23 protein-coding genes are annotated in these 21,405 nt (G+C 64.0%); 9 read left to right on the top strand and 14 right to left on the bottom strand.

The features are described from left to right. Positions 1-26 precede the first annotated feature (26 nt). A complete protein-coding gene (locus tag PSEEN_RS08825; protein ID WP_011533138.1) occupies positions 27-968 on the bottom strand; it encodes a putative 2-dehydropantoate 2-reductase in 942 nt (313 codons plus the stop codon). Between the two features lie 121 nt (positions 969-1,089). Between PSEEN_RS08825 and PSEEN_RS08820 the strand changes: the two genes are divergently transcribed. Further along, positions 1,090-1,515 carry a PilZ domain-containing protein gene (locus PSEEN_RS08820; RefSeq protein ID WP_011533137.1) on the top strand — a complete coding sequence of 142 codons (426 nt, stop codon included), beginning with the start codon at positions 1,090-1,092 and terminating at the stop codon, positions 1,513-1,515. 167 nt (positions 1,516-1,682) lie between these two features. After that, positions 1,683-2,759, top strand: a complete 1,077-nt coding sequence (locus PSEEN_RS08815; RefSeq protein ID WP_011533136.1) for a 3-deoxy-7-phosphoheptulonate synthase — start codon at positions 1,683-1,685, stop codon at positions 2,757-2,759. Positions 2,760-2,816: 57 nt separating this feature from the next. On the opposite strand, the gene PSEEN_RS08810 is transcribed toward PSEEN_RS08815, so the two are convergent. Beyond that, positions 2,817-3,098, bottom strand: coding sequence for a GNAT family N-acetyltransferase (locus PSEEN_RS08810; protein WP_011533135.1), 282 nt, complete (start codon positions 3,096-3,098; stop codon positions 2,817-2,819). A gap of 501 nt (positions 3,099-3,599) precedes the next feature. Here PSEEN_RS08810 and oprI point away from each other — a divergent pair. Further along, the gene (oprI, locus tag PSEEN_RS08805; protein ID WP_003259780.1) at positions 3,600-3,851 is read left to right on the top strand and encodes an outer membrane lipoprotei OprI; all 252 of its coding nucleotides are present in this window, start codon (positions 3,600-3,602) and stop codon (positions 3,849-3,851) included. Between the two features lie 130 nt (positions 3,852-3,981). On the opposite strand, the gene PSEEN_RS08800 is transcribed toward oprI, so the two are convergent. The 3 genes from PSEEN_RS08800 to PSEEN_RS08790 form a co-directional block, all read right to left on the bottom strand. Further along, entirely contained in the window at positions 3,982-4,959 is a 978-nt protein-coding gene (locus PSEEN_RS08800; RefSeq protein WP_011533134.1) for a L,D-transpeptidase family protein, read from the bottom strand. 105 nt (positions 4,960-5,064) lie between these two features. Continuing rightward, a complete protein-coding gene (locus PSEEN_RS08795; protein ID WP_011533133.1) occupies positions 5,065-5,346 on the bottom strand; it encodes a hypothetical protein in 282 nt (93 codons plus the stop codon). Positions 5,347-5,404: 58 nt separating this feature from the next. Beyond that, entirely contained in the window at positions 5,405-6,010 is a 606-nt protein-coding gene (locus PSEEN_RS08790; RefSeq protein WP_011533132.1) for an arylesterase, read from the bottom strand. A gap of 10 nt (positions 6,011-6,020) precedes the next feature. On the opposite strand from PSEEN_RS08790, the gene PSEEN_RS08785 reads away from it, so the two are divergent. Further along, a complete protein-coding gene (locus PSEEN_RS08785) occupies positions 6,021-6,704 on the top strand; it encodes an ABC transporter ATP-binding protein (protein ID WP_011533131.1) in 684 nt (227 codons plus the stop codon). Then, a complete protein-coding gene (locus tag PSEEN_RS08780) occupies positions 6,704-9,211 on the top strand; it encodes an ABC transporter permease (RefSeq protein ID WP_011533130.1) in 2,508 nt (835 codons plus the stop codon). The genes PSEEN_RS08785 and PSEEN_RS08780 overlap by 1 nt, the downstream gene beginning before the upstream one ends. 113 nt (positions 9,212-9,324) lie before the next feature. Here the strand turns inward: PSEEN_RS08780 and greB are convergent, their stop codons facing one another. The 4 genes from greB to PSEEN_RS08760 all read right to left on the bottom strand — a co-directional run bounded on the left by greB (position 9,325) and on the right by PSEEN_RS08760 (position 12,463). Then, complete coding sequence (gene greB / locus PSEEN_RS08775; RefSeq protein ID WP_011533129.1) at positions 9,325-9,798, bottom strand: transcription elongation factor GreB; 474 nt, start codon at positions 9,796-9,798, stop codon at positions 9,325-9,327. Positions 9,799-9,888: 90 nt separating this feature from the next. Continuing rightward, positions 9,889-10,197 carry a hypothetical protein gene (locus PSEEN_RS08770; RefSeq protein WP_011533128.1) on the bottom strand — a complete coding sequence of 103 codons (309 nt, stop codon included), beginning with the start codon at positions 10,195-10,197 and terminating at the stop codon, positions 9,889-9,891. A 313-nt stretch (positions 10,198-10,510) separates the two neighbouring features. Then, complete coding sequence (locus PSEEN_RS08765) at positions 10,511-10,945, bottom strand: DoxX family protein (RefSeq protein ID WP_011533127.1); 435 nt, start codon at positions 10,943-10,945, stop codon at positions 10,511-10,513. Between the two features lie 111 nt (positions 10,946-11,056). Further along, positions 11,057-12,463 carry an MltF family protein gene (locus PSEEN_RS08760; protein ID WP_011533126.1) on the bottom strand — a complete coding sequence of 469 codons (1,407 nt, stop codon included), beginning with the start codon at positions 12,461-12,463 and terminating at the stop codon, positions 11,057-11,059. Between the two features lie 158 nt (positions 12,464-12,621). On the opposite strand from PSEEN_RS08760, the gene PSEEN_RS08755 reads away from it, so the two are divergent. The 3 genes from PSEEN_RS08755 (at position 12,622) to PSEEN_RS08745 (ending at position 15,612) form a co-directional block, all read left to right on the top strand. Continuing rightward, complete coding sequence (locus tag PSEEN_RS08755) at positions 12,622-13,428, top strand: TatD family hydrolase (protein WP_011533125.1); 807 nt, start codon at positions 12,622-12,624, stop codon at positions 13,426-13,428. 86 nt (positions 13,429-13,514) lie between these two features. Further along, complete coding sequence (locus PSEEN_RS08750) at positions 13,515-14,993, top strand: methyl-accepting chemotaxis protein (protein ID WP_011533124.1); 1,479 nt, start codon at positions 13,515-13,517, stop codon at positions 14,991-14,993. 250 nt (positions 14,994-15,243) lie between these two features. Continuing rightward, complete coding sequence (locus PSEEN_RS08745; RefSeq protein ID WP_011533123.1) at positions 15,244-15,612, top strand: Mpo1-like protein; 369 nt, start codon at positions 15,244-15,246, stop codon at positions 15,610-15,612. Positions 15,613-15,719: 107 nt separating this feature from the next. Here PSEEN_RS08745 and PSEEN_RS08740 read toward each other — a convergent pair whose 3' ends face one another. From PSEEN_RS08740 to PSEEN_RS08730, 3 genes are all read right to left on the bottom strand, one after another. After that, positions 15,720-16,517, bottom strand: coding sequence for an acyl-CoA thioesterase (locus PSEEN_RS08740; protein ID WP_011533122.1), 798 nt, complete (start codon positions 16,515-16,517; stop codon positions 15,720-15,722). A gap of 81 nt (positions 16,518-16,598) precedes the next feature. Continuing rightward, the gene (locus PSEEN_RS08735; protein WP_011533121.1) at positions 16,599-17,357 is read right to left on the bottom strand and encodes a CHAD domain-containing protein; all 759 of its coding nucleotides are present in this window, start codon (positions 17,355-17,357) and stop codon (positions 16,599-16,601) included. A 15-nt stretch (positions 17,358-17,372) separates the two neighbouring features. Further along, on the bottom strand, positions 17,373-17,651 hold the full coding sequence (locus PSEEN_RS08730; protein WP_011533120.1) for a hypothetical protein: 279 nt from the start codon (positions 17,649-17,651) through the stop codon (positions 17,373-17,375). A gap of 157 nt (positions 17,652-17,808) precedes the next feature. Between PSEEN_RS08730 and PSEEN_RS08725 the strand changes: the two genes are divergently transcribed. Continuing rightward, complete coding sequence (locus PSEEN_RS08725) at positions 17,809-18,849, top strand: patatin-like phospholipase family protein (protein ID WP_011533119.1); 1,041 nt, start codon at positions 17,809-17,811, stop codon at positions 18,847-18,849. Between the two features lie 156 nt (positions 18,850-19,005). Here the strand turns inward: PSEEN_RS08725 and PSEEN_RS08720 are convergent, their stop codons facing one another. Together PSEEN_RS08720 and hupB are read right to left on the bottom strand one after the other, a co-directional pair. Continuing rightward, positions 19,006-20,865, bottom strand: a complete 1,860-nt coding sequence (locus tag PSEEN_RS08720) for a SurA N-terminal domain-containing protein (RefSeq protein WP_011533118.1) — start codon at positions 20,863-20,865, stop codon at positions 19,006-19,008. 180 nt (positions 20,866-21,045) lie between these two features. Next, positions 21,046-21,318 carry a nucleoid-associated protein HU-beta gene (gene hupB / locus PSEEN_RS08715; RefSeq protein ID WP_011533117.1) on the bottom strand — a complete coding sequence of 91 codons (273 nt, stop codon included), beginning with the start codon at positions 21,316-21,318 and terminating at the stop codon, positions 21,046-21,048. Between the last annotated feature and the right edge of the window lie 87 nt (positions 21,319-21,405).

Below are 21,405 nucleotides of genomic sequence, written 5' to 3'. Positions count from 1 at the left end.
CACTGCCGGCGCGGGCTGCGGGAGGGTCAGGGCATGCGATTGTGCCGGTCGAGGAACGCCAGCGCCTGGTACAGCGCTTCCATGCGCGACAGGTTGCATCCCGCCGCCCTCGCGCGGGCCAGGGGTTCGCCGTAGATCGCCTGCAGCTCCAGCGGCCGCTGCTGGACATGGTCGTGGTACATGCTAGGCCAATAGTCCGGCATCTGTTCGGTGACGCGGAACAAGTGGGCGGCGTACCCCGCTGGCAATTCATGCCCGCACGCCTTGGCCCCCTCGACCACTTCGGCCATCAACGCCTGGATCAGCGCGCGGCTGTCGGGGTCATTCATCAATGGCATGGTGCTGGCTTTGAGCAGCACCGAAAGGCCGTTATAGGGGACGTTCCAGACCAGCTTCTGCCAGCGTGCCTGGTTGAGATCGGCCATGGCCTGGGAATCGATCCCTGCGGCACGGAACAGCGCGGCCCCCTCTTCCACCACCGCCAGGCCACCCGGCCCGCTGTGATAACCCAGGTTGACCGCACCCAATGCCTGGTGACGGATTTCCCCGGGGCGCTCCCGGTTCACACAAATAAAGCACAGCCCGCCGAGCAGATGCATGTCCGAACGCAAGGCAGGCCGCAACTGATCCTCCACCCCCAGGCCGTTCTGCAGCAGCACCACCTTTGCACCCGGCGCCGCCACCTGGACGATCAGTGGCGCCAACTCGGCATTGCTGGTGGCCTTCGCCGCGACCAGCAACCAGTCGCAAGGCGGCATGTCGGTGGCCGAGGCATAGGCCTGCACGCTGTCCAGCCGTAGCTGGCCATGCACGGCACTGTCGAGTTTCAGGCCCTGGGTGCGCACCACGTCATACTCGCTGCGCAAAAGAAAATGCACATCGAACCCGGCGCGGGCGAGCATCAGCCCATAGAAGCCACCGATGGCGCCGCTGCCGATGATGCCGATACGGATATTGCGAGGGTCCATGCTGCGCTCCTGGTCGGGTGCCGTTGTTGTTTGTCCGGTTTTTCTACACGCAAACCAGCCGTTTTTCGATCCCTCACTATACTGGGGCAATGAAGGTCAAATAATCGACACGGAGTCGAGCATGTGCGTCTACCTGCCCCATCCCGATGATATTCCTGTCGAACTGGCCCTGCGTCCATCATCCAGCCTCTTTCGTCGCCACCTCTACACCCAAGGCCTGGGCGGCATAGCCTGCAACCAGCCACGTGCTTACCGGCGCGGCACCGCAGTGGAGGTGCTGATGCCCTCGCTGGGGCTCGATGCACGCTACCCCGGCTATGTCGCCTGGTGCCAGAAGCTCGACGCGGGCTATCGGGTGGGGGTGGCCTTCACCGACAGCCAGGCGCTGTTCGCCGCGCGCATGAGCGAACAGGTATGCCAGATCCACCACTATTGCCAGCAGCAAGTACCCGGCGAGCTGGACAGCGACACCACCCAGCGCCTGGCCGCGCAGTGGGTCGACCAGCACGCCGATGCCTTTTCCGAGGCCAGCCTGCACACGCCCTAGCCCACCTGAGCCCGCTGCGCCTGCAAAAACCCCGTGATTACGGGCCCAGGCCATTGTCGCGCCCCCGCTAACGCGTTAAGGTTCGGGGCTCCCCGCTGCGAACAAACTGCTGCTGGGCCGCACGGGGATTGCTGGCGGCCGGCACCCGTGACCTGACGAGTAACACGATGGCTGATTTACCGATCGATGACTTGAACGTTGCCTCCAACGAGACCTTGATCACCCCTGATCAGCTCAAGAAGGAAATCCCTCTCAGCGCCAAGGCCCTGCAGACCGTGACTGCCGGCCGCGAAGTGGTGCGCAATATCCTCGACGGCAAGGACCATCGCCTGTTCGTCGTGGTCGGTCCCTGCTCGATCCACGACATCAAGGCTGCCCACGAGTATGCCGAGCGCCTGAAGGTGCTGGCCGAAGAAGTCTCCGACACCCTCTACCTGGTCATGCGCGTCTATTTCGAGAAGCCGCGCACCACCGTGGGCTGGAAAGGCTTGATCAACGACCCGTACCTGGATGACTCGTTCAAGATCCAGGACGGCCTGCACATCGGCCGCCAGCTGCTGCTGGACCTCGCCGAAAAAGGCTTGCCCACCGCCACCGAAGCACTCGACCCGATCTCCCCGCAGTACTTGCAGGACCTGATCAGCTGGTCGGCCATCGGCGCCCGTACCACCGAATCGCAAACCCATCGCGAAATGGCCTCGGGCCTGTCGTCGGCGGTCGGTTTCAAGAACGGTACCGATGGCGGCCTGACCGTGGCGATCAACGCCCTGCAATCGGTCTCCAAGCCGCACCGCTTCCTCGGCATCAACCAGGAAGGCGGCGTATCGATCGTCACGACCAAAGGCAACGCCTACGGCCACGTGGTGCTGCGCGGCGGCAACGGCAAGCCCAACTACGACTCGGTCAGCGTCGCCCTGTGCGAACAAGACCTGGCCAAGGCCAAGATCAAGCCCAACATCATGGTCGACTGCAGCCACGCCAACTCCAACAAGGATCCGGCCCTGCAGCCGCTGGTGATGGAAAACGTCGCCAACCAGATCCTCGAAGGCAACCAGTCGATCATCGGCCTGATGGTCGAGAGCCACCTGAACTGGGGCTGCCAGGCCATTCCGAAGAACCTCGACGAGCTGCAGTACGGCGTGTCGGTGACCGATGCCTGCATCGACTGGGCGGCCACCGAGAAAACCTTGCGCAGCATGCACGCCAAGCTCAAGGATGTGCTCCCCAAGCGCCAGCGCGGCTGACCACCACGCAAACGAAAACGCCGGGCAATGCCCGGCGTTTTCATGTGTGAAGCCTGATCAGACCTTGCTCGAGTGGCGCTGCTGGCGCTCCATGTAGCGCTCGACGTAGGAGCAGGACGGAATCACCGTGTAGCCCATCTGCTCGGCGTAGGCCAGGGCCTCTTCGGTCAGCGCGGCGGCGATCCCGCGGCCACGCAAGGCATTGGGCACGAAGGTGCGATAGATATCCAGCGTCTGCTTGCCCAGGTCCATATACGTCAGGTAGGCCCGGTGACCGTCCACGGTGGTCTCGAACTGATGACCCGCCTGGTCATGGTGGATGGTCAGCGTCTCGCTCATCACTACTCCTCGCAGGTCTTGTCGGCAGACCCTTACCTTACCGATGGGGATTATCCGGCGGAGGAACCTCTACGCCACCTGTTGGCCGTTGGACAGCGGGACGATCTGGATCGTTCTGCCGTGCAGGGCACCCTCAAATAGTAGGCGGCGCCTGCAAGATTGCTCAAGCCACCACGTATGAAAATGCTGACAGCAACCTCCCCGATCATGCCCTGGCCAGACAACAGCAACCGGATGTTCTAGGGCTAAGACGCCAACGGACAGTTAAAGTCACCGTTAGTTCAACAAAAAAGTTACCGTACTACAATCGCTTGCGAACGCCGTGCAAGATTTTCACACTTTGCTCACAAACCCCGTCACGCAGCCCCGCCGCGACATTTTTTTTGCAGTTCTTGCGCTCAGTCAGTTTACTTACTACAAGTAATGGGTACTATGTACGCCGGCCAGTTTCTCTTTTCCGAGAGATGGCTATTTAATAGAAAGTCCTTGAAGGGGAACACGATGAACAACGTTCTGAAATTCTCTGCTCTGGCTCTGGCCGCAGTTCTGGCTACCGGTTGCAGCAGCGTATCCAAAGAAACCGAAGCTCGCCTGACTGCTACCGAAGACGCAGCAGCTCGCGCCCAGGCTCGTGCAGACGAAGCCTACCGCAAAGCTGATGACGCTCTGGCAGCTGCTCAGAAGGCTCAGCAGACCGCTGACGAAGCCAACGAGCGCGCTCTGCGTATGCTGGACAAAGCCAGCCGCAAGTAATAATCCTCACGGATTGTTATGGAGCCGACCCACTTGTGGGTCGGCTTTTTTATTGCCCGAAGAACGCCAGGCCGCACAATCAAAAAAGGGCCTGCACTAAGGCAGACCCTCGAGAGTAGTACGAAATGGCTTACTGCAGTTCGGGCGGAATGCTCGACACGATCGGCGCTCCGGCAGCGGTATCGACCGGCACGGCGATTTCAACCGGCATGCCATCTTCAGCAGCCACCACGTCACGCACCATGTCCCAGTTCATGCGCAAGTTGTTGGCCAGGTCTTCACGCTTGAGCAAGGCGTTGATGACGGCGGTGTGCTTGTCGACCACCGACGGGTTGCCATGGTCGTCCAGCGGCGTGTGCGCCTCGAGGTAGACCTTGCCGCCACTGATACCGAACTTGTAGGGCTCGTTGATGATTCGCACCGGCGTCCCCACCGGCACCATCTTCGACAGCTCCAGCACATTGTTGTTGAGCATGCGGAAGCACCCGTGGCTGGTGCGCATGCCGATGCCGAACTTCTTGTTCGAACCATGGATCAAGTAGCCCGGCACCCCCAGGGTGAACTTGAACGGCCCCAGCGGGTTGTCCGGGCCTGCCGGCACTACCGCAGGCAGGATATCGCCATCGGCGGCATGCTCGGCACGGATCGAGGCTGGCGGGGTCCAGGTCGGGTTCGGGGTCTTGGCGGTGATCTTGGTGTTGGCGATTGGCGAGCCCCAACCCTCACGACCGATACCCAGAGGGAAGGTGTATACCACGCCCTGCCCTTTCGGGTAGTAGTACAGACGATACTCGGCGAGGTTGATGACAACGCCTTCGCGCGGACCAGGCGGTAGAACGTAGCGGGTAGGCAGGACGATCTCGGTGCCAGCACCCGGCAACCACGGGTCGACACCCGGGTTGGCGGCGATCATCTCGAGGTAGCCCAGGTCGTTGGCGGTACCAATATCGGCGAAGGTGTCTTCGTACTTGGCCTTGATGGTCTGGACCTGGCCGACGACGTCTTCACCGGGCGGTGGCAACGGCAGTTCCAGCGCAACAGCGGGGCCTGCTACCAGCAAGGCGGCAAGCGAGAGGCTACGGGTGACGGCAGGAAAGCGCGGCAACATCCGGTAAATCCTTCGAAAGTTCAGTCAAGAGGTCGATTGTACACCCGCGCGGAAACAAGCGGGAGGCGCAGGCGCCCTGCAAGCGTTTCAGATGATGAAAGGCGCTCAGAGCTCCGGCCACACCGGGCGCATGCCGCGCCGCTGGGCATCGAGGATCGCCTTGCACAGCAGGCACAGGCGATCATCGCGATAGATCGAGCGCTCCACCCCCGACCAGCGTGGCTGCGCCGGCAGCAGACCGCCGCACAAGGTACGGTCTACCGGCACGCCCAGCTCGAACTGGCGGGCCGCCAGGTGAATGCGCACTTCCTGGCAGGCGAACAGGTCCAGCTGCTCGTCGGGCTCGATCAGTTGATAAGCGTACAGGGACCAGGCGGGGCGCGGCATCGGGGGCACTCGAAACGGGGGGCGCAACAGTATCTGAAAGCGGCCCCCGATTAAAGCGTCACAACAAGGGTTTTATCGTCGGCCAGGCATTTTCCAGCAAGCGCTGCTGGGCAACCGGCGCAGGGTGAATACCATCGGCCTGCATCATCGCCGGCACCCCGCCCACACCTTCCAGGAAAAACGGTACCAACGGCACCTGCTTGTCGCTGGCCAGCTGTTCATACACCTGGGCGAAGGCGGTGGTGTAGCGCACGCCGTAGTTGGGCGGCAGGCGCATGCCCAACAGCACCACCCTGGCGCCGGCCTGGCGGGCACGGTCGATCATCAGGGCAAGATTTTGTTGCAATTGCTGTGGCGGCTGCCCGCGCAGGCCATCATTGCCCCCCAGTTCCAGCACCACCAGGTCCGGCTTGTGCGCCACAAGCAGCGCCGGCAGCCGCGCCCGACCACCCGCGCTGGTGTCGCCACTGATCGAGGCATTGACCACCTGGTCGTCGAAACCCTCGTCCTTCAGGCGCTTTTGCAACAGTTCGACCCACCCCTCGCGGGTATCCAGGCCAAAACCGGCGCTGATACTATCGCCGACGACCAGCACGGTTCCGGCCACCGCGCCCTGGGCCAGGCAACACAGGGCAAGCCCGGCACTCAACCACCACATTCGCATCGGATTCTCCATGGGCCCCAGCATTCTCGTTGCGCAGCACCTTAGCAAAGTGGTCCCCAGCGCGGAAGGCGACCTGACCATCCTCCACGCCCTCTCCCTCGACCTCGCCCAGGGCGACAGCCTGGCCATCGTCGGCGCGTCGGGCTCGGGCAAGTCGACACTGCTCGGCCTGCTCGCCGGCCTCGACCGCCCCAGCGCCGGCAAGGTCGTGCTGGCCGGCCACGACCTTGGCCCGCTGGACGAAGACCAGCGTGCCCGGGTGCGCGCCGAGCATGTCGGCTTCGTGTTCCAGTCGTTCCAGCTGCTCGACAGCCTCAATGCCCTGGAGAACGTGATGCTGCCACTGGAGCTGGATGGCCGTCGTGACGCCCGCGAACACGCCCGTAGCCTGCTTGAGCGGGTCGGCCTGGGCAAGCGCCTGAGCCACACGCCACGCCAGCTCTCCGGCGGCGAGCAGCAACGGGTGGCGATTGCCCGTGCCTTCGCTGCGCAACCGGCCGTGCTGTTCGCCGACGAGCCCACCGGCAACCTCGACAGCCACACCGGCGAGCGTATCAGCGACCTGTTGTTCGAGCTGAACCAGGAGCGGGGCACCACGCTGGTGCTGGTCACCCACGACGAGCGCCTGGCCACTCGCTGCCGGCGCCGGATCCGCCTGGACGCCGGTCGCCTGGTGTCCCCCTTGGAGCCATGATGACCCGACTGTCTTTCCCGCGCCTGTGCATACTAGCCCTGCGTCAACTGCTGCGCGATGCTCGCGCCAGCGAAGTGCGAGTGCTGTTCTTCGCCTTGCTCGTGGCGGTGGCCGCCAGCACCGCCATCGGCTACTTCGGCGCGCGGCTCAATGGCGCCATGCAACTGCGTGCCAGCGAGTTCCTCGGTGCCGACCTTGTCCTGCAGGGTAGCGCCCCGCCCAGCGAACAACAGATTGCCAGCGGCACCGCACTGGGCCTGAGCCATGCGCGGGTGGTGGAGTTCACCAGCGTGGTCGGTGGCGACAGCGGCATCCAGCTGTCGAGCGTCAAAGCCACCGACCCCGCCTATCCGCTACGCGGCCAACTGCGCAGCGCGCCTGCACCCTATGCGCAGGAGACAGTGGGTGGCGGGCCAGCGCCGGGCGAGGCCTGGGTCGAGCCACGCCTGCTGGCGGCCCTCGGGCTGGCGATTGGCGACAGCATCGATGTGGGCATGAAGACCTTGCGCATGAGCCGCGTGCTCACCTACGAGCCGGACCGCGCCAACAACTTCTACAGCCTCACCCCACGGGTGCTGATGAACCTCGCCGACCTTGACGCCACCGGGGTCGTCCAGCCAGGCAGCCGGGTCAGCTACCGCGACCTCTGGCGCGGCGATGTCGAAGCCCTGGCGCAGTATCGGCAGCTCACCGAGGACAACTTGGCGGCCAACCAGCGCTTGCTTGATACCCGTGATGGCAACCGGCAGATCGGCGGCGCCCTGGGCAAGGCCGAACGCTACCTGAACATGGCCAGCCTGGTGGCCGTGCTGCTGGCCGGTGTCGCCGTGGCCCTGTCGGCCTCGCGCTATGCCGCGCGGCGCCTGGATGCCAGCGCGTTGTTGCGTTGCCTCGGATTATCCCGGCACCAGGCTTTGGGCCTCTATTGCCTGCAACTGGCAATGCTCGGCGTGGTCGCGGCGCTCGCTGGCGCCCTGCTTGGCTGGCTGGCGCAGCTGGGGTTGTTCCGCCTGCTCGCTGGCCTGCTGCCCAGCCAGGTACCACCCGGTGGCCTCACGCCAGCCTTGGCCGGCATCGGTACCGGTCTGGTAGCTCTTGCCGGATTCGCCCTGCCTCCTCTGGCCGCCCTGGGCCGGGTGCCGCCTTTGCGCGTACTGCGCCGCGACCTGCTTCCGATACCACCCAGCAGTTGGCTGGTGTATGGTGCCGCCCTGCTCGCCCTGGGCCTGATCATGTGGCGCCTGAGCCTGGACCTGCTGCTTACCTTCGCCTTGCTCGGTGGCGGGTTGATCGCCGCCCTGCTGCTCGGCGCCCTGCTGCTGCTCGGGCTGCGCAGCCTACGCCGCCTTCTGGCCGACGCGCCACTCCCCTGGCGCCTGGGGCTGGGGCAGTTGCTGCGCCACCCACTGGCCGCCGCCGGCCAGACCTTGGCCTTCGGCCTGATCCTGCTGGCCATGGGGCTGGTCGCCTTGCTGCGCGCGGAACTGCTCGACACCTGGCAGGCACAGTTGCCCAAGGACGCCCCCAACCATTTCGCCCTGAACATTCTCGCCGACGATCGCCAACCCTTTGCCGAACGCCTGGCACAGATCAATGCCACTTCCGCGCCGCTGTACCCGGTGATACCCGGGCGCCTCACGCACATCAACGATCAACCGGTCCGTCAGTTGGTGAGCAAGGAGTCCACCGGCGAGCGCGCCATCCAGCGCGACCTCAGCCTCACCTGGGCCGCCGATTTACCTCCAGGCAATGCCCTGAGCGCCGGCACCTGGTGGCAACAGGCACCTTCCAGCGACCAGGTGCCCGGCGTCTCCGTGGAAGCGGAGCTGGCCCAAAGCCTCAAACTGCACTTGGGCGACCTGCTGACCTTCGATATCGGCGGCCAGCAACGCCAGGCACGCGTCAGCAGCCTGCGCACGGTGCACTGGGACAGTTTTCAGCCGAATTTCTACATGATCTTCCAACCCGGCACCTTGCAAGGGTTGCCCACCACCTACCTGACCAGCTTCTACCTGGCGCCAGGGCATGACCAGGAAGTGGTGGCCCTGTCACGCGCCTTCCCGGCAGTGACCATCCTCCAGGTCGATGCCCTGCTCGCCCAACTGCGCAGCATCCTCGCCCAGGTCACCCTGGCGGTGGAGTACGTGCTGTTGTTCGTGCTGGCGGCCGGGCTGGCGGTGTTGTTCGCCGGACTGCAGGCAACGCTTGACGAGCGTATTCGCCAGGGGGCGCTGCTGCGTGCGCTGGGGGCTACGCGACCGCTGCTGGTCAAGGCGCGGCGCATCGAGTTCGGCCTGCTAGGGGCGGCCAGTGGCGTGCTGGCCGCACTGGGCTGCGAACTGATCACCTGGGCACTGTATCGCTATGCTTTCGACCTGCACTGGGCACCGCACCCGTGGTTGCTGCTGCTGCCGCTGGCAGGCGCAATACTGGTCGGCGGTGCCGGTGTAATCGGAACGCGCCGGGCACTCAATGCCAGCCCGCTGGCGGTCTTGCGAGAAAGCTGAGGCTCAGCCCGGGTCTCTGTAGGAGCGGCTTCAGCCGCGATGGGGGCGCCGCGTATCTGGCACCCGCTTCGCGGGTGATCGCGGCTGAAGCCGCTCCTACAGGCGAACGAGCCCTACGGTGTGTAACTGATGGTATTGACATACCAGGTGGCCTCGCCCGTGGGCGTGTGCACCACCACCTCGTCGCCCTCCTCCTTCTTGAGCAGGGCACGAGCCATGGGCGAATCAATCGAGATGTAGTCGTTGCGCCCATGGATCTCGTCATAACCGACAATGCGAAACTTCAGTTGATCGCCTTCATCATTCTCGATCTCGACCCAGGCCCCGAAGAACACCTTGCCTTCCTGTTGCGGTGAATAGGAAACGACCTTGACATCCTCCAGGCGCTTGCGCAGGTAGCGCACGCGACGATCGATCTCGCGCAACAGCTTCTTGTTGTACTGGTAGTCGGCGTTCTCGCTGCGATCGCCAAGCGATGCCGCCCAGGTCACCTTCTGGGTGATTTCCGGGCGATAGACCCGCCACAGATGGTCGAGCTCTTTCTTCAGGGCTTCATGACCTTCTGTTGTGATGATATTGGTGCTCAACGACTGCCTCCTCAGTGCATCCGCGGCAGGCGCCAGGGCGCCCACCGAGTGACCGAGCTTAGCGAAAAACGTACGCCGGCGACATGCCGATCAAGGGCGTGTGATCAAGCCTTGGCGAGCGATGCGGGTCAGCTGGCCGATGACTTCGGCGGCATCTTCGGCCGCGGGGGCCGGGATCACGGCCAGGTCGAAGCGGTCGTTGCCGTACTGATCGAGCTGATCACAGGTATCGGAGAACTGGATGAGGAAGGCGCAAGCCTGGCCCTTGCGGCGGGAGAAACCGTCGAGATTGCGCAAAAGCGTGGGTTGATGCTGGCCGCCGAGCAGGATGCGCGGGGTACGGGAGGCCTGATTCTTGGCCAGGGGGGTCAAACAGACACTGGTACGTGGGCAACTCATGGAGTCTCTCTCCGCCTCGCTGAACCCGCTGGGCAGCGGTGGGAGGCGTCACCGAACCAGCGCTTTAGCGGTATTTCGGATGACCCATCGGGGGCTTCTCCTGCGCCCCGCAAGTAGCTGTTTAAATCGGCGCAGTCCGTATGCTAGAGGCTGACGCTTGAAGTTACAAGCGGATGTTCAAACGTAATCGCGCCAGCCTCAGCCCTGCGTCACCTCTGTAGGAGCGGCTTTAGCCGCGATCACCCGCGAAGCGGGTGCCAGGCACCGCGTCGGCTGCATCGCGGCTAAAGCCGCCCCTACACAAGCCCCTGCATCAGCGAGCGATCAGTCGATCCAGCGACAGCCGGCCCGCACCCTCGATCAGCACCGCCACGGTACCGGCCATCAAGGCCAGGGCGAACTCATAACCGTTGTTGGACATGAACAGGCCGTTGCCGATATGCACCGAGAAAATCGCCACGACCAGGGTCACGGTCAGGGCCAGCGCCGCTGGGCGGGCCAGCAGGCCGACCACCAGGGCCAGGCCGCCGAAGAACTCGGCGCTGCCGGACAGCAGGGCCATGAAGTAGCCCGGCGCCAGGCCGATGCTCTCCATCCACTGGCCGGTGCCTTCCAGGCCGTAGCCGCCGAACAGGCCGAACAGCTTCTGGGCACCGTGGGCCATGAAGATGACACCGACCAGGATACGCACGACGCTCAGGCCGAAACCGGCACGGGTGGCGAACAGGGCTTTGAGGGAGTTGTTCATTTCTTGCTTCCTTGTTTGAGCAGGTGTGTGTTGGATGAGCGCCATCTTAATCAAAAACACAGATAATAAAATCGCAAAAAATGCGACTTTAAAATCGATAAATTCGATCAATCAGCGCTTTGCCACCCGCTCGAGCGAAGCCCGCTCGCGATTGAACGCCAGGAAGTACTTGTTCACGCTGTTGACGAAGTTCACCGGCCCCATGCCGACCTGCTCCATGGCGACACGTTCGGTCTGGAAGAACCACTGGTTGCCGTTGAGGCCACGCCTGCGCGCCTCGGCGCGCATGGCCTGCACCCGCTCAGGCCCGAGATTGTAGGCCGCCAGGACGAACGCCATGCGCTCGCGCTCGTTGAGCTGGGGGCTGGCGAAGAAGCGCCGGCGGATCATCGCCAGGTAGCGCGCACTGGCCTGGACATTGCCGTCGACCGTGGCGGTGTTGCCGACCCCGACACGCTTGGCCGCCGACGGGGTGATCTGCATCAGCCCATGGGCCCCCCCCATGCCCCTTGCAGTAGGGTCCAGGGTCGACTCCTTGTAAGCCAGGGCCGCCAGGTTGAGCCAGTCGATCTGCAGGTCGCCACCATGCTTCTGCAGCACCGGGCGCAACGACGCCAAGCGCTGGCGGTCCTTGCTGGCCAGCGGGTTGTGCACCCGGTACTGGCGGCGGTAGATGCGCTCGAACGCGGCATCCTGGTTCTCCGGCGCCCGGTAACTGGCCAGGAAGTGATCGACCGCGGCCTTCAGCTGGGGCGCTTCGCGCCGCACATACCAGCGCATGGCCCCGGGTTGCGCCAACGCCACCTTGCTGTCCAGGCGCAAGCGTGGCATCACCCGCGCCCAACGCTGGGCGATGGGCCGCTCGACCACGGTCAGCGGGTAGATACCGGCCTGGACCATTTCCAGCACATCCTCCACCGCCAACGTCGGGTCGACCCACTCCACCTTGATCGGCGCCCGCTTGCGCAATTGCAGCTGCTGGTTGATGACCTGGATCGCCGCACCAGCCGCGCTGGCACTGGTCAAGGCGATGGTGCGTCCGGACAACTGCTCGACATGGCTGTAGCTACGGTCGCCCTTGCGCCCGACCAGCAGCAAGGGCACCTGGTCCACCACCGGCGCACTGGCTTCGACGCCCAGCACCAGGGTCGGATCGAGCAGTTCGCCGGGCGCGGCCAGATCCCCCTCGCCGCGCAGCAAGGCGCCGATCAGCTGCTCCTTGGCCCGCGGAATGATCTTCAGGCGGATTTCCTGATCATCGGCAGCACGCGCATTGAGGGCGTGCTCCAGCGACCTCAACCGATAGTATTCAACGCCTACTGGCTCACCCTTGACCTCGCCGGAGCTATTACGGCTCTGGTTGACCAGTACCCGCAGCACCTTGCTCGAGCGCACCTGTTCCAAGTCGCGCACCTGGCCGGCCGGCACATGCTGCTGGGGCCCCGGCTGGGCGGCATGGGCTGCCCCGATCATGATCGCCCCGCACGCCAGTAACGTGATCAGCAAGGTTCGCAGCATGGAGGATAGGGTCCGTAAGGGGTTGGCAAGCACCATGTGCTGTGATCGATCCTTGATAAATGGCTGCAAAAGACAACGGCAAACGTTTGAAGTTCTTGAATTTTTCGCGTCTTACCGGTTTTTGCTATGCTGGCCGCCCCGCGGCACGAGGTAGCAACATGCAACTGATCGATATCGGCGTCAACCTGACCAACAGCAGTTTTCACGACCAGCAAGCAGCCGTCGTCGAACGCGCCGTGCAGGCCGGCGTGGCACAGATGGTCCTCACCGGCACCAGCCTCGACGCGAGCCATGCCGCACTCGAACTGTGCCAGCAGTTGGATGAGACCGGCCAACGCCTGTTCAGCACCGCAGGTGTGCACCCCCACGACGCCAGCCACTGGAATGCCGACAGCGAGCGGCAACTGCGCGACCTGCTCGCGCAACCCAGGGTCAGGGCCGTGGGCGAATGCGGCCTGGACTTCAACCGCGACTTCTCCCCTCGCCCCCTGCAGGAGAAAGCGCTGGAAGCCCAACTTGCCTTGGCCGTTGAGCTGCGCCTGCCCGTATTCCTCCACGAGCGCGACGCCAGCGAGCGCCTGCTGGCCATCCTCAAAGGCTACCGCGACCAGTTGCCCGCCGCCGTGGTGCACTGTTTCACCGGCGAACGCCAGGCGCTGTTCGCCTACCTCGACCTGGACCTGCATATCGGCATCACCGGCTGGATCTGCGATGAGCGTCGCGGTACTCACCTGCATCCACTGGTGGGCAACATCCCCGCAGGCCGCCTGATGCTGGAAAGCGACGCGCCCTACCTGCTGCCACGCAGCCTGCGCCCGAAACCGAAGAACGGCCGCAACGAACCGGCCTTCCTGCCCGAAGTGCTGCGCGAGGTGGCCCTGCATCGCGGCGAAACGGTCGAACACACTGCGGCTCACACCACGGCCTGCGCACGTGCTTTCTTTGGACTGCCTGAGGTTTCTTGACGCATATCAAGAAGGGTTCTGGCCTTGGCGGGCACAATGATGGCACCTTGCCAATAATGTTTCCGCCAACTCAGAGAAGACCTACCATGGGTGCCTGGCTTAGCAATATTTCCCTGAAGTACAAGTTCTGGGCCGTCAACGCGGTGGCGTTCGTCACCACCCTGATGCTCGTGCTCTACGCCGTATACCTGGAGCAACAGGCCCGCGCCAACGGTGTCGAGGCCCAGGTGCAGAGCCAGGCCCAGCTGCTGGCCGCCTGGCCAGCCGGGCAGCCCCTGCCCGCCCAAGGCAACCTGATCACCTGGCGCACCGGCCAGACGCCCACCTTTGCCGGCGAACCACTGGAAGCCCTGCGCGATGCCCAAGGCTGGGTCGCCCTGCCCACCGCCTGGATCCTCGGCGACAACCCGCTGTTCGGCGCCCAGGTGATTCGCCAGGGCGACCAGCACCTGGCCGTCCTCGCCCAATCGCCGAGCCTGCGCCAGGTCTATTTCGATCGCTTCAGCAACTATGCGGTGTGTGTGCTGATCCTGATGCTGGCGATGCTGTGCGCCTCGCAGTTGCTGATCCGCTTCCTGCTCAGCCAGCTCAACACGCTCAAGGACGTGATGCTCCACGTCGAAAGAACCGGTGATCTCTCGGCCCGTGTTCCGCTGGCCTGCGGCGACGAGGTTGGCCAGATGGCAGGGGCCTTCAACGCCATGCAAGCCACTTACCACCGCGTGGTCAGCACCGTGGCGCGCACTGCCGCCCAGCTCGACTCCGGTGCTGCACGCCTGGCCGGCAGCATGAGCGAAGTACGCCACGGCATGATCGGCCAGCAGAGCGAGACCGACCAGGCCGCCACGGCGATCAACGAAATGACCGCCACCGTGCACCACATCGCCCAGCATGCCGGCGCCACCCGCGACCTGTCGCAGGCCGCAGACACCCTCGCCGGCAGCGGCCAGGCCGTGGTCAGCCGCGTGCAGGACTCGATCGCCGGCCTGTCCAGCGGCGTGCAGCAGACCGCCGAGATGATCCGTCAGCTGGCCGACGACAGCCAGAAGATCAACGGCGTGGTCGGGGTGATCCACAGCATCGCCGAACAGACCAACCTGCTCGCCCTCAACGCGGCCATCGAGGCAGCCCGGGCCGGTGACCTGGGCCGTGGTTTCGCCGTGGTCGCCGACGAAGTGCGCAACCTGGCCAAGCGCGTGCAAACCTCCACCGATGAGATCACCACCATGGTCGCCGACCTGCAGGCCGGCACCCGTGACGCGGTGGATTTCATGCAGGAGAGCTCGTACAAGGCCGACGATTGCGTCAAGCAGGCCCGCGAGGCCGGGGAGGCCCTGGCCGAGATCACCAGCGCGGTGGCGCAGATGCGCGAGAGCAATACGCAAATCGCCGTGGCAGCCGAGCAGCAGAGCCAGGTCGCCGAAGAGATGAACCGTGCGGTGGTGAGCATCCGCGATGTCACCGAAGAGACCGTGCAGCAGACCGTGGGCTCGGCCACCACCAGCAGCGAGCTGGCCACCCTGGCCGGCGAGTTGAACAAGGCGATCGGCCAGCTCAAGCTCTAGTGTCCTGTCTCGGAAATACGTTCACTTTTGGCGAGTGGCTTGGGTGTTCGGACAAGGCGCCGCGACGAGTCATAGCAGGGCTATGGCGAGGAGTGGCAACGCCGGCCGGGCGCCCAAGACGCCGCCAAAAGTGAACAGCTTATTTCCGAGACAGGACACTAGGCCATGCTATAGCCACCATAGCCAGCCTCGATTGGCCCCCGCCCGGGGGCCGCACTAAGCTTTGGACATCCTTGTGAGGAACCTGTCCATGAGCAAACGACTGCCCAACCTGCCCGCCTGGCAATGGCGTGGCTACCACCACAATCACCGCCACCCGACCAACCTGGTCCTGCACCTGATCGCCGTGCCGCTGTTCATCCTGGGAGCGCTGCTGGTGCTGTCGGGGTTGTTCGCCCTGGAGCTGTCGCAGATTGCCGTGGGCATCATCGCCTTGATCGCCGGCCTGGGCCTGCAACGCCAGGGGCATCGTCTGGAGACCGAACAACCCGAGCCTTTCGCCAACCGCAAGGATGCCGTGCAACGGCTGCTGACCGAACAGTTCATCACCTTCCCGCGGTTCGTCCTCAGCGGCGCCTGGTGGCGTGCGTGGCGTGAACGGCACAAGCACCGCCATTGATCTGTAGGAGCGGCTTTAGCCGCGATCACCCGCGAAGCGGGTACCAGACACCGCGTTGCCGGCATCGCGGCTGAAGCCGCTCCTACAGAGGGCATGAGCACCAGCGCTCAAGCGAAAACGGTCACCGTCTGCCGACTCAACGCCAGCAACTCCCCTTGCGCCGTCCACAACGCCGCCGCGGCATGCCCATAGCCATCACGCGCATGCTCGGTCTCGACGACGTAGCGGCACCAGTCCAGGGTCGACAGCCTGGGCATGGGCTGAATGAACTCGATGGTCCAGGTCAAGGTGCTGCCGGCGGCAGGTTGCTTGAGGAACGGCATCAGGCTTGGTGGCCAGGCATCGACCAGCGCCAGTAGATGCGCCACCTCCACCGGTCCCTCGGCCACATCGCGCAAGCGCACCCAGCCACCCATGTGCCGCGAATCGTTGCCACTGAACGGCAGGCCCCCAATCGACCAGCGCAATGCCACATGACGCATGAACTCGGGGGTCACACCCTTGATATAAGGCAGCTCAGGCGCCGATTGCTCCAGCGGCTTGATGGCCATGGCCGGCTGCGCCTCGACCGCGACTGCCGACGGGCGCCCGGCACCGAAGCTACCCTGCACCAAGGTCACTACCTGGCCATCCTGCACCGCCCGCCCAAGCAGCGTGCTGACCGCCTTGCCCTCGCGCAGCACTTCGACTTCAAGGCTGATCGGTACATCCGGTGCCGCGGGGCCGACGAAGGTGATGGCCAGCGATCGCACCGGGCGATCATCCACCAACTTCTGGCGCATCGCCTCGTGCACCATCGCCGCCATCAGCCCACCGAATACCGCCCGCCCCTGCGCCCAGCTGGCCGGCACGCTGACCGCCTCGGGGTGCGCGCGCGCCGCCGCTATCAAATCAGTGAAGTTCATGCCCCAGGCTCCTGCGCAAAAGTCTCGATCTTAACCAGCGGCCGCTTCGGCGGCAGCCCGCATATCGGTCATTTGCAGCGGCTATCGACGCGCCAAGGCCTCGCGCAGGGCTTCGAGGGTGATGTCGGAGCGACGCTCGGCCGCATGCAGCTCACGCTCCCAGGCCACCTTGCAACCGGCCAGGTCGCTGTGTTCGCGCACCTGCAGCAGCCATTGCACTCGGTCGTGCCAGTCGCCCAGGTCACCCTGCGCGCGCTTGAGCAACCGTTGCAGCGACCTGCGGGCATGCTCGAGCTGCGGGTAGGCTTCGTCGCCGTAGCGCACCCGTTTGATCAGCAGGCGCAGGCGGTGGCGATCGTGGGCCGGGTCTTCCAGCGCCTTGCCAAGCGTGCGCCACTGCTTTTCCAGGCGCTTGTCGATGCGACGCTGGAGATTCTTCACCAACCCCTCACGGTCCGCCGCCCGAAGAAACAGCGGAAACGCATCCAGGATCGCCAGCACCCGCGCCAGCTGAGGGCTTGCCGCGACACCGGCGAAGGCCTGCGCCCTGCCCTCGAGCCGACGCTGCCCCGCCTGCAGGTGACCATGCTCGATCAGTTGCGCCGCCAGCACCTCACGGTCCCGCAGCGGTGTCGTGAGTGTACCCAGCGACGCCGTGGCGCTTTCCAGTTGCTCGACACCCGGGAGTTCGCGCAAAGGCCGCAGCAAGCTGCGCAGGCGGCGCAGGGCGATGCGCAGGTCATGCAGCGCCTCGCTGTCGGTATCCGCGGCCAGGCGCTCGCGACAAGCCAACAGGCGTACGTTGAGGGCAAGCACCTGGGAAACCACGTGGTCGAGCATGGCGCCCTCCTCGGATCAACGTCCGGCGCGAGACTCACGAATGTAGAACCGTGCCTTTTCGGCTTTGCGGGTGCAGCCCTCGAAGCCTTCGAACTGCTGCTGGGTCTTGGCGCCGGTCAACAACGACAGCGCCTTGGAGTAACTGACGGTGCCGGCGAAACCTTCGGCCTTGGCCAGGTCCAACTCCTTCCAGGCGGCATCGAGCTGCGTCGCGCAGCTGTCACGGTAGGCCGTCTTGCCCGCGCAGCCCACCAGGGCCAGGGCAATCAGAGGAAGGGTGATCCAAGCTTTCATCGGTGATACCTCAAGGCAGTAAGACATAGGTGGCCGTTCGACGGCAAAGCAAACGAAAAGTGCCCTGCTCAGCGTAGTCCAGCGCGGGCTACATTGAAGCACAGGCGGCAATGGGTGCATTGTTGGACCATGGTGGCACAAGCCTGGGGGAAAAATCATGAGCAAACGTGTGGCACTGGTACTGGGCTCGGGCGGCGCACGGGGGTACGCCCACATTGGCGTGATCGAGGAGATCGAGCGGCGCGGCTATGAAATCGGTTGTATCGCCGGCTGCTCGATGGGCGCCGTGATCGGCGGCATCTATGCCGCCGGCAAGCTCGATGAGTACCGCAACTGGATCGAGAGCCTGGACTACCTCGACGTGCTGCGCCTGGTCGACGTGAGCTTTCGCCTGGGCGCCATAAGGGGCGACAAGGTGTTCGGGCAGATCCGCAAGATCGTCGGTGAGATCGACATCGAACAATTGCGCATTCCCTACACAGCGGTGGCCGCCGACCTGACCAACCAGCAGGAAATCTGGTTCCAGGAAGGTTGCCTGCACCAGGCCATGCGTGCCTCCGCAGCGATCCCCAGCCTGTTCACGCCCGTGGTGCAGGGTAATCGGATGCTGGTCGACGGCGGCATTCTCAACCCGTTGCCGATTGTTCCGGTGGTATCCAGCCATTGCGATCTGATCATCGCGGTCAACCTCAATGCAACTAACCAGAAGCAATACCAGTTGCCAGTGATCGAACGCCCAGCGGCGTTCAAGATGCGTTTCGACTCGTTGATCAGCTCGCTCGGCTCGCGCCTGCCGTTCCGCCGCAAGCCGGCCGAGCAATTGATGCGCATCGACCAGGAGATCACCGTGGAGAGCCTGGCGCCCCCCAACCCTTGGCTGGGCGAGAGTGCCGAACCCGAAGGCCAGCAGCCGGCGGCCGCGCCGGAAAGCGAAGGCGCCCCGAAGTCGGCGACGGGTTCGTTCATCATCGACAACGTAGGCCCGGCGTCTCTGCTCGACCTGATCAACCAGAGTTTCGAGGTGATGCAAACGTCGCTGGCACAGTACAAGATCGCGGGTTATCCACCCGATGTGCTGATCAACGTGCCCAAACGGGTCTGCCGGTTTTTCGAGTTCTACAAGGCACCGGAGTTGATTGCCCTGGGGCGGGAAATTGCGCGGGATACGCTGGATGCCCACGAAGGGCAGCGACGCTAGTTACGTACGTGTAGGAGCGGCTTCAGCCGCGAACACCAGCGCAACCGGTGCCAGATACCGCGTCGATCGCATCGCGGCTGAAGCCGCTCCTACAGGCAGAATGCCCGGAAACGAAACAGGCCGCATAAGCGGCCTGTTTCGTGATCAGCGCACCACTCAGTAGCGCGTGATATCGGCACTGCCTTCGAGCAGCTTGCGGTAGGCCGCGAAGTCCTGCGAACCGGCACGCGAAGCGAGGTAGCGACGAATCTGCGCCTTCTCCTCGTCGGTGGCGGCGGCACCTTCGTTGACCCCCTTGAGCTGCAGCACAACCAGGCTGCCATCGCCCAGCACTACACTGCCATACACGGGCTTGTCCTTGGACTCGGGCTTGGCCATGCGGAACACTGCCTGCAACTCGGCCGGGTCAATACCGTCCTGGCCACGGGTAGCCGCTTCCTGGACCTTCCAGCTCTGACCGGCGGCCTTGACCGAACCCTCACGCAGGCCGGCAATCAGCTTGTCGGCCTTGGCCTTGAGTTCGGCGGTCGCCTTCTCCTTGGCCAGGTGCTGGCTGATGTTCTTGGCCACGGCCTCCAGCGGCAACTGTTCAGGCTTGCGGTGCTCCTTGACCCGCAATACCACCACGGTCTCCGGATCCAGCTCGATGCCGTTGCTGTTGGCGCTCTCCTCCAGCACCTGCTCGCTGAAGGCTGCCTGAATCACCGCACGGTTGGCGGTGATACCTTCGCCGCCTTCACGGCCGAACGCCGCGGAGGTCTGCACTTTCAGGCCCAGGTCCTGGGCAGGCTGAACCAGGTCGGATGCCTCGAATGCCGCATCCTCGAGTTGCTTGGTCGCCTCGACGAAGCGCTGCTCCACTTGCTGGGTCTTCAGCTCGCGAGTCAGCTTGTCCTTCAGGCTGGCGAAGCTCGGTACGTCAGGTGCCTGGACGCCCAGCAGCTTGACCAGGTGATAGCCGAACTGGGTGCGCACCGGGGCGGACACCTGGTCCTTGTTCAGCTTGTACAGCGCGTCCTCGAAGGTCGGGTCGTACACACCTGGGCCAGCAAAGCCGAGGTCACCGCCTGCATTGGCGGAGCCCGGGTCCTGGGAGAACGCCTTGGCCAGCTTGGCGAAGTCCTCGCCCTTTTCCAGGCGTTGCTGGATTTCCTCGATGCGGGCCTTGGCCTGGGCGTCGGTGGTCTTGTCGTTGACCTCGATCAGGATGTGCGCGGCATGGCGCTGCTCGCCAAGGTTGGCGATTTCCTTCTCGTACAGCGCCTTGAGCTCGTCGTCGTTGACCTTGACCTGGTCGAAGAAGGCCGACTTCTTCAGCTCGATGTAGTCGATGACCACTTGGTCCGGAGTCATGAACTCCTTGGCGTGCTGGTCATAGTGCGCCTTGACTTCCTCATCGCTCACCTTGACCGCGGCCGGGTCGGCCTTGAAGGTCAGCGCGGCGAAGTCACGGGTCTGCTTCTCCAGACGCGCGAAGGCTTCGACCTGCTTGTCGGTGACGAAGCTGCTACCGGCCAGGCCGGTGCGCAGTTGGCCGATGAGCATTTCCTGAGCGAGCATCTCGCGGAACTGCATGCGCCCGTAGCCCATCTGGCGGATGACCGAGTCGAAGCGTTCGGCGCTGAACTTGCCATCGACCTGGAATTCAGGCGTCTGCAGGATCAGCTGATCCAGCGCGGCCTCGGAGAAAGCGAACTTGGCGTCTTCGGCGCCCTGCAACAGCAGCTTGCGATCGATCAGCCCCTTGAGCGCGGCTTCGCGCAGCATCTTTTCGTCCAGCAGCGCAGGGTCGAAATCCTTGCCCAGCTGTTGCATCAGCTGGCGGCGCTGCATGTCGACGGCCTGGCTCAGCTCGTTCTGGCTGATGGTCTGGCCGTTTACCTTGGCGGCGTCCTGGCTATGGGTGGCGGCTTGGAAGATGGCTTCGAAACCGGTCAACGCCATGAGCACGACGATGAGGCCAATGATGGTCTTGGCAATCCAACCTTGTGAATTGTCCCTGATATTCTGCAGCATGCGTCCCCCAGAAACGGCTGTACCACTGCGTCGACAACCGCGGAGCGTGGGTAGAATCCTGATAGAAGAAAGGCGCATCCAGTGGATGCGCCTTTTCGAAGCGAGCGTGCCAGCGGGAACGTTTGCGACCCGCCGTCACGCGGTCGGCTCGTTGAAGCCCGAGCCGGCTGAAGAGACGACTTAGTTGACGGCGTCTTTCAGGCCCTTGCCAGCCTTGAAGCCTGGAACCTTGGCGGCAGCGATCTTGATCGCCTTGCCGGTTTGCGGGTTGCGGCCGGTACGCTCGGCGCGTTCCTTGACCGAGAAGGTACCGAAACCAACCAGTACCACATCGTCACCTTGCTTCAGGGCGCCGGTGACGGATTCGATGACTGCGTCCAGCGCACGGCCGGCTACAGCTTTCGGGATGTCAGCAGATGCGGCGATAGCGTCAATCAGTTCCGACTTGTTCACTCTAAGTCCCCTTATTTCTCTATTGAGTTTGTTTCTAAGTATGTAATGAAAAGCTTATGAAACGAGCGCTGAGTGGCCTGTTGACAC

This window comes from Pseudomonas entomophila L48 (assembly GCF_000026105.1).
Taxonomy (GTDB): domain Bacteria; phylum Pseudomonadota; class Gammaproteobacteria; order Pseudomonadales; family Pseudomonadaceae; genus Aquipseudomonas; species Aquipseudomonas entomophila.
The sequence above is the reverse complement of the archived record's forward strand: the minus strand, read 5'-3'. Positions and strand labels throughout refer to the sequence as shown.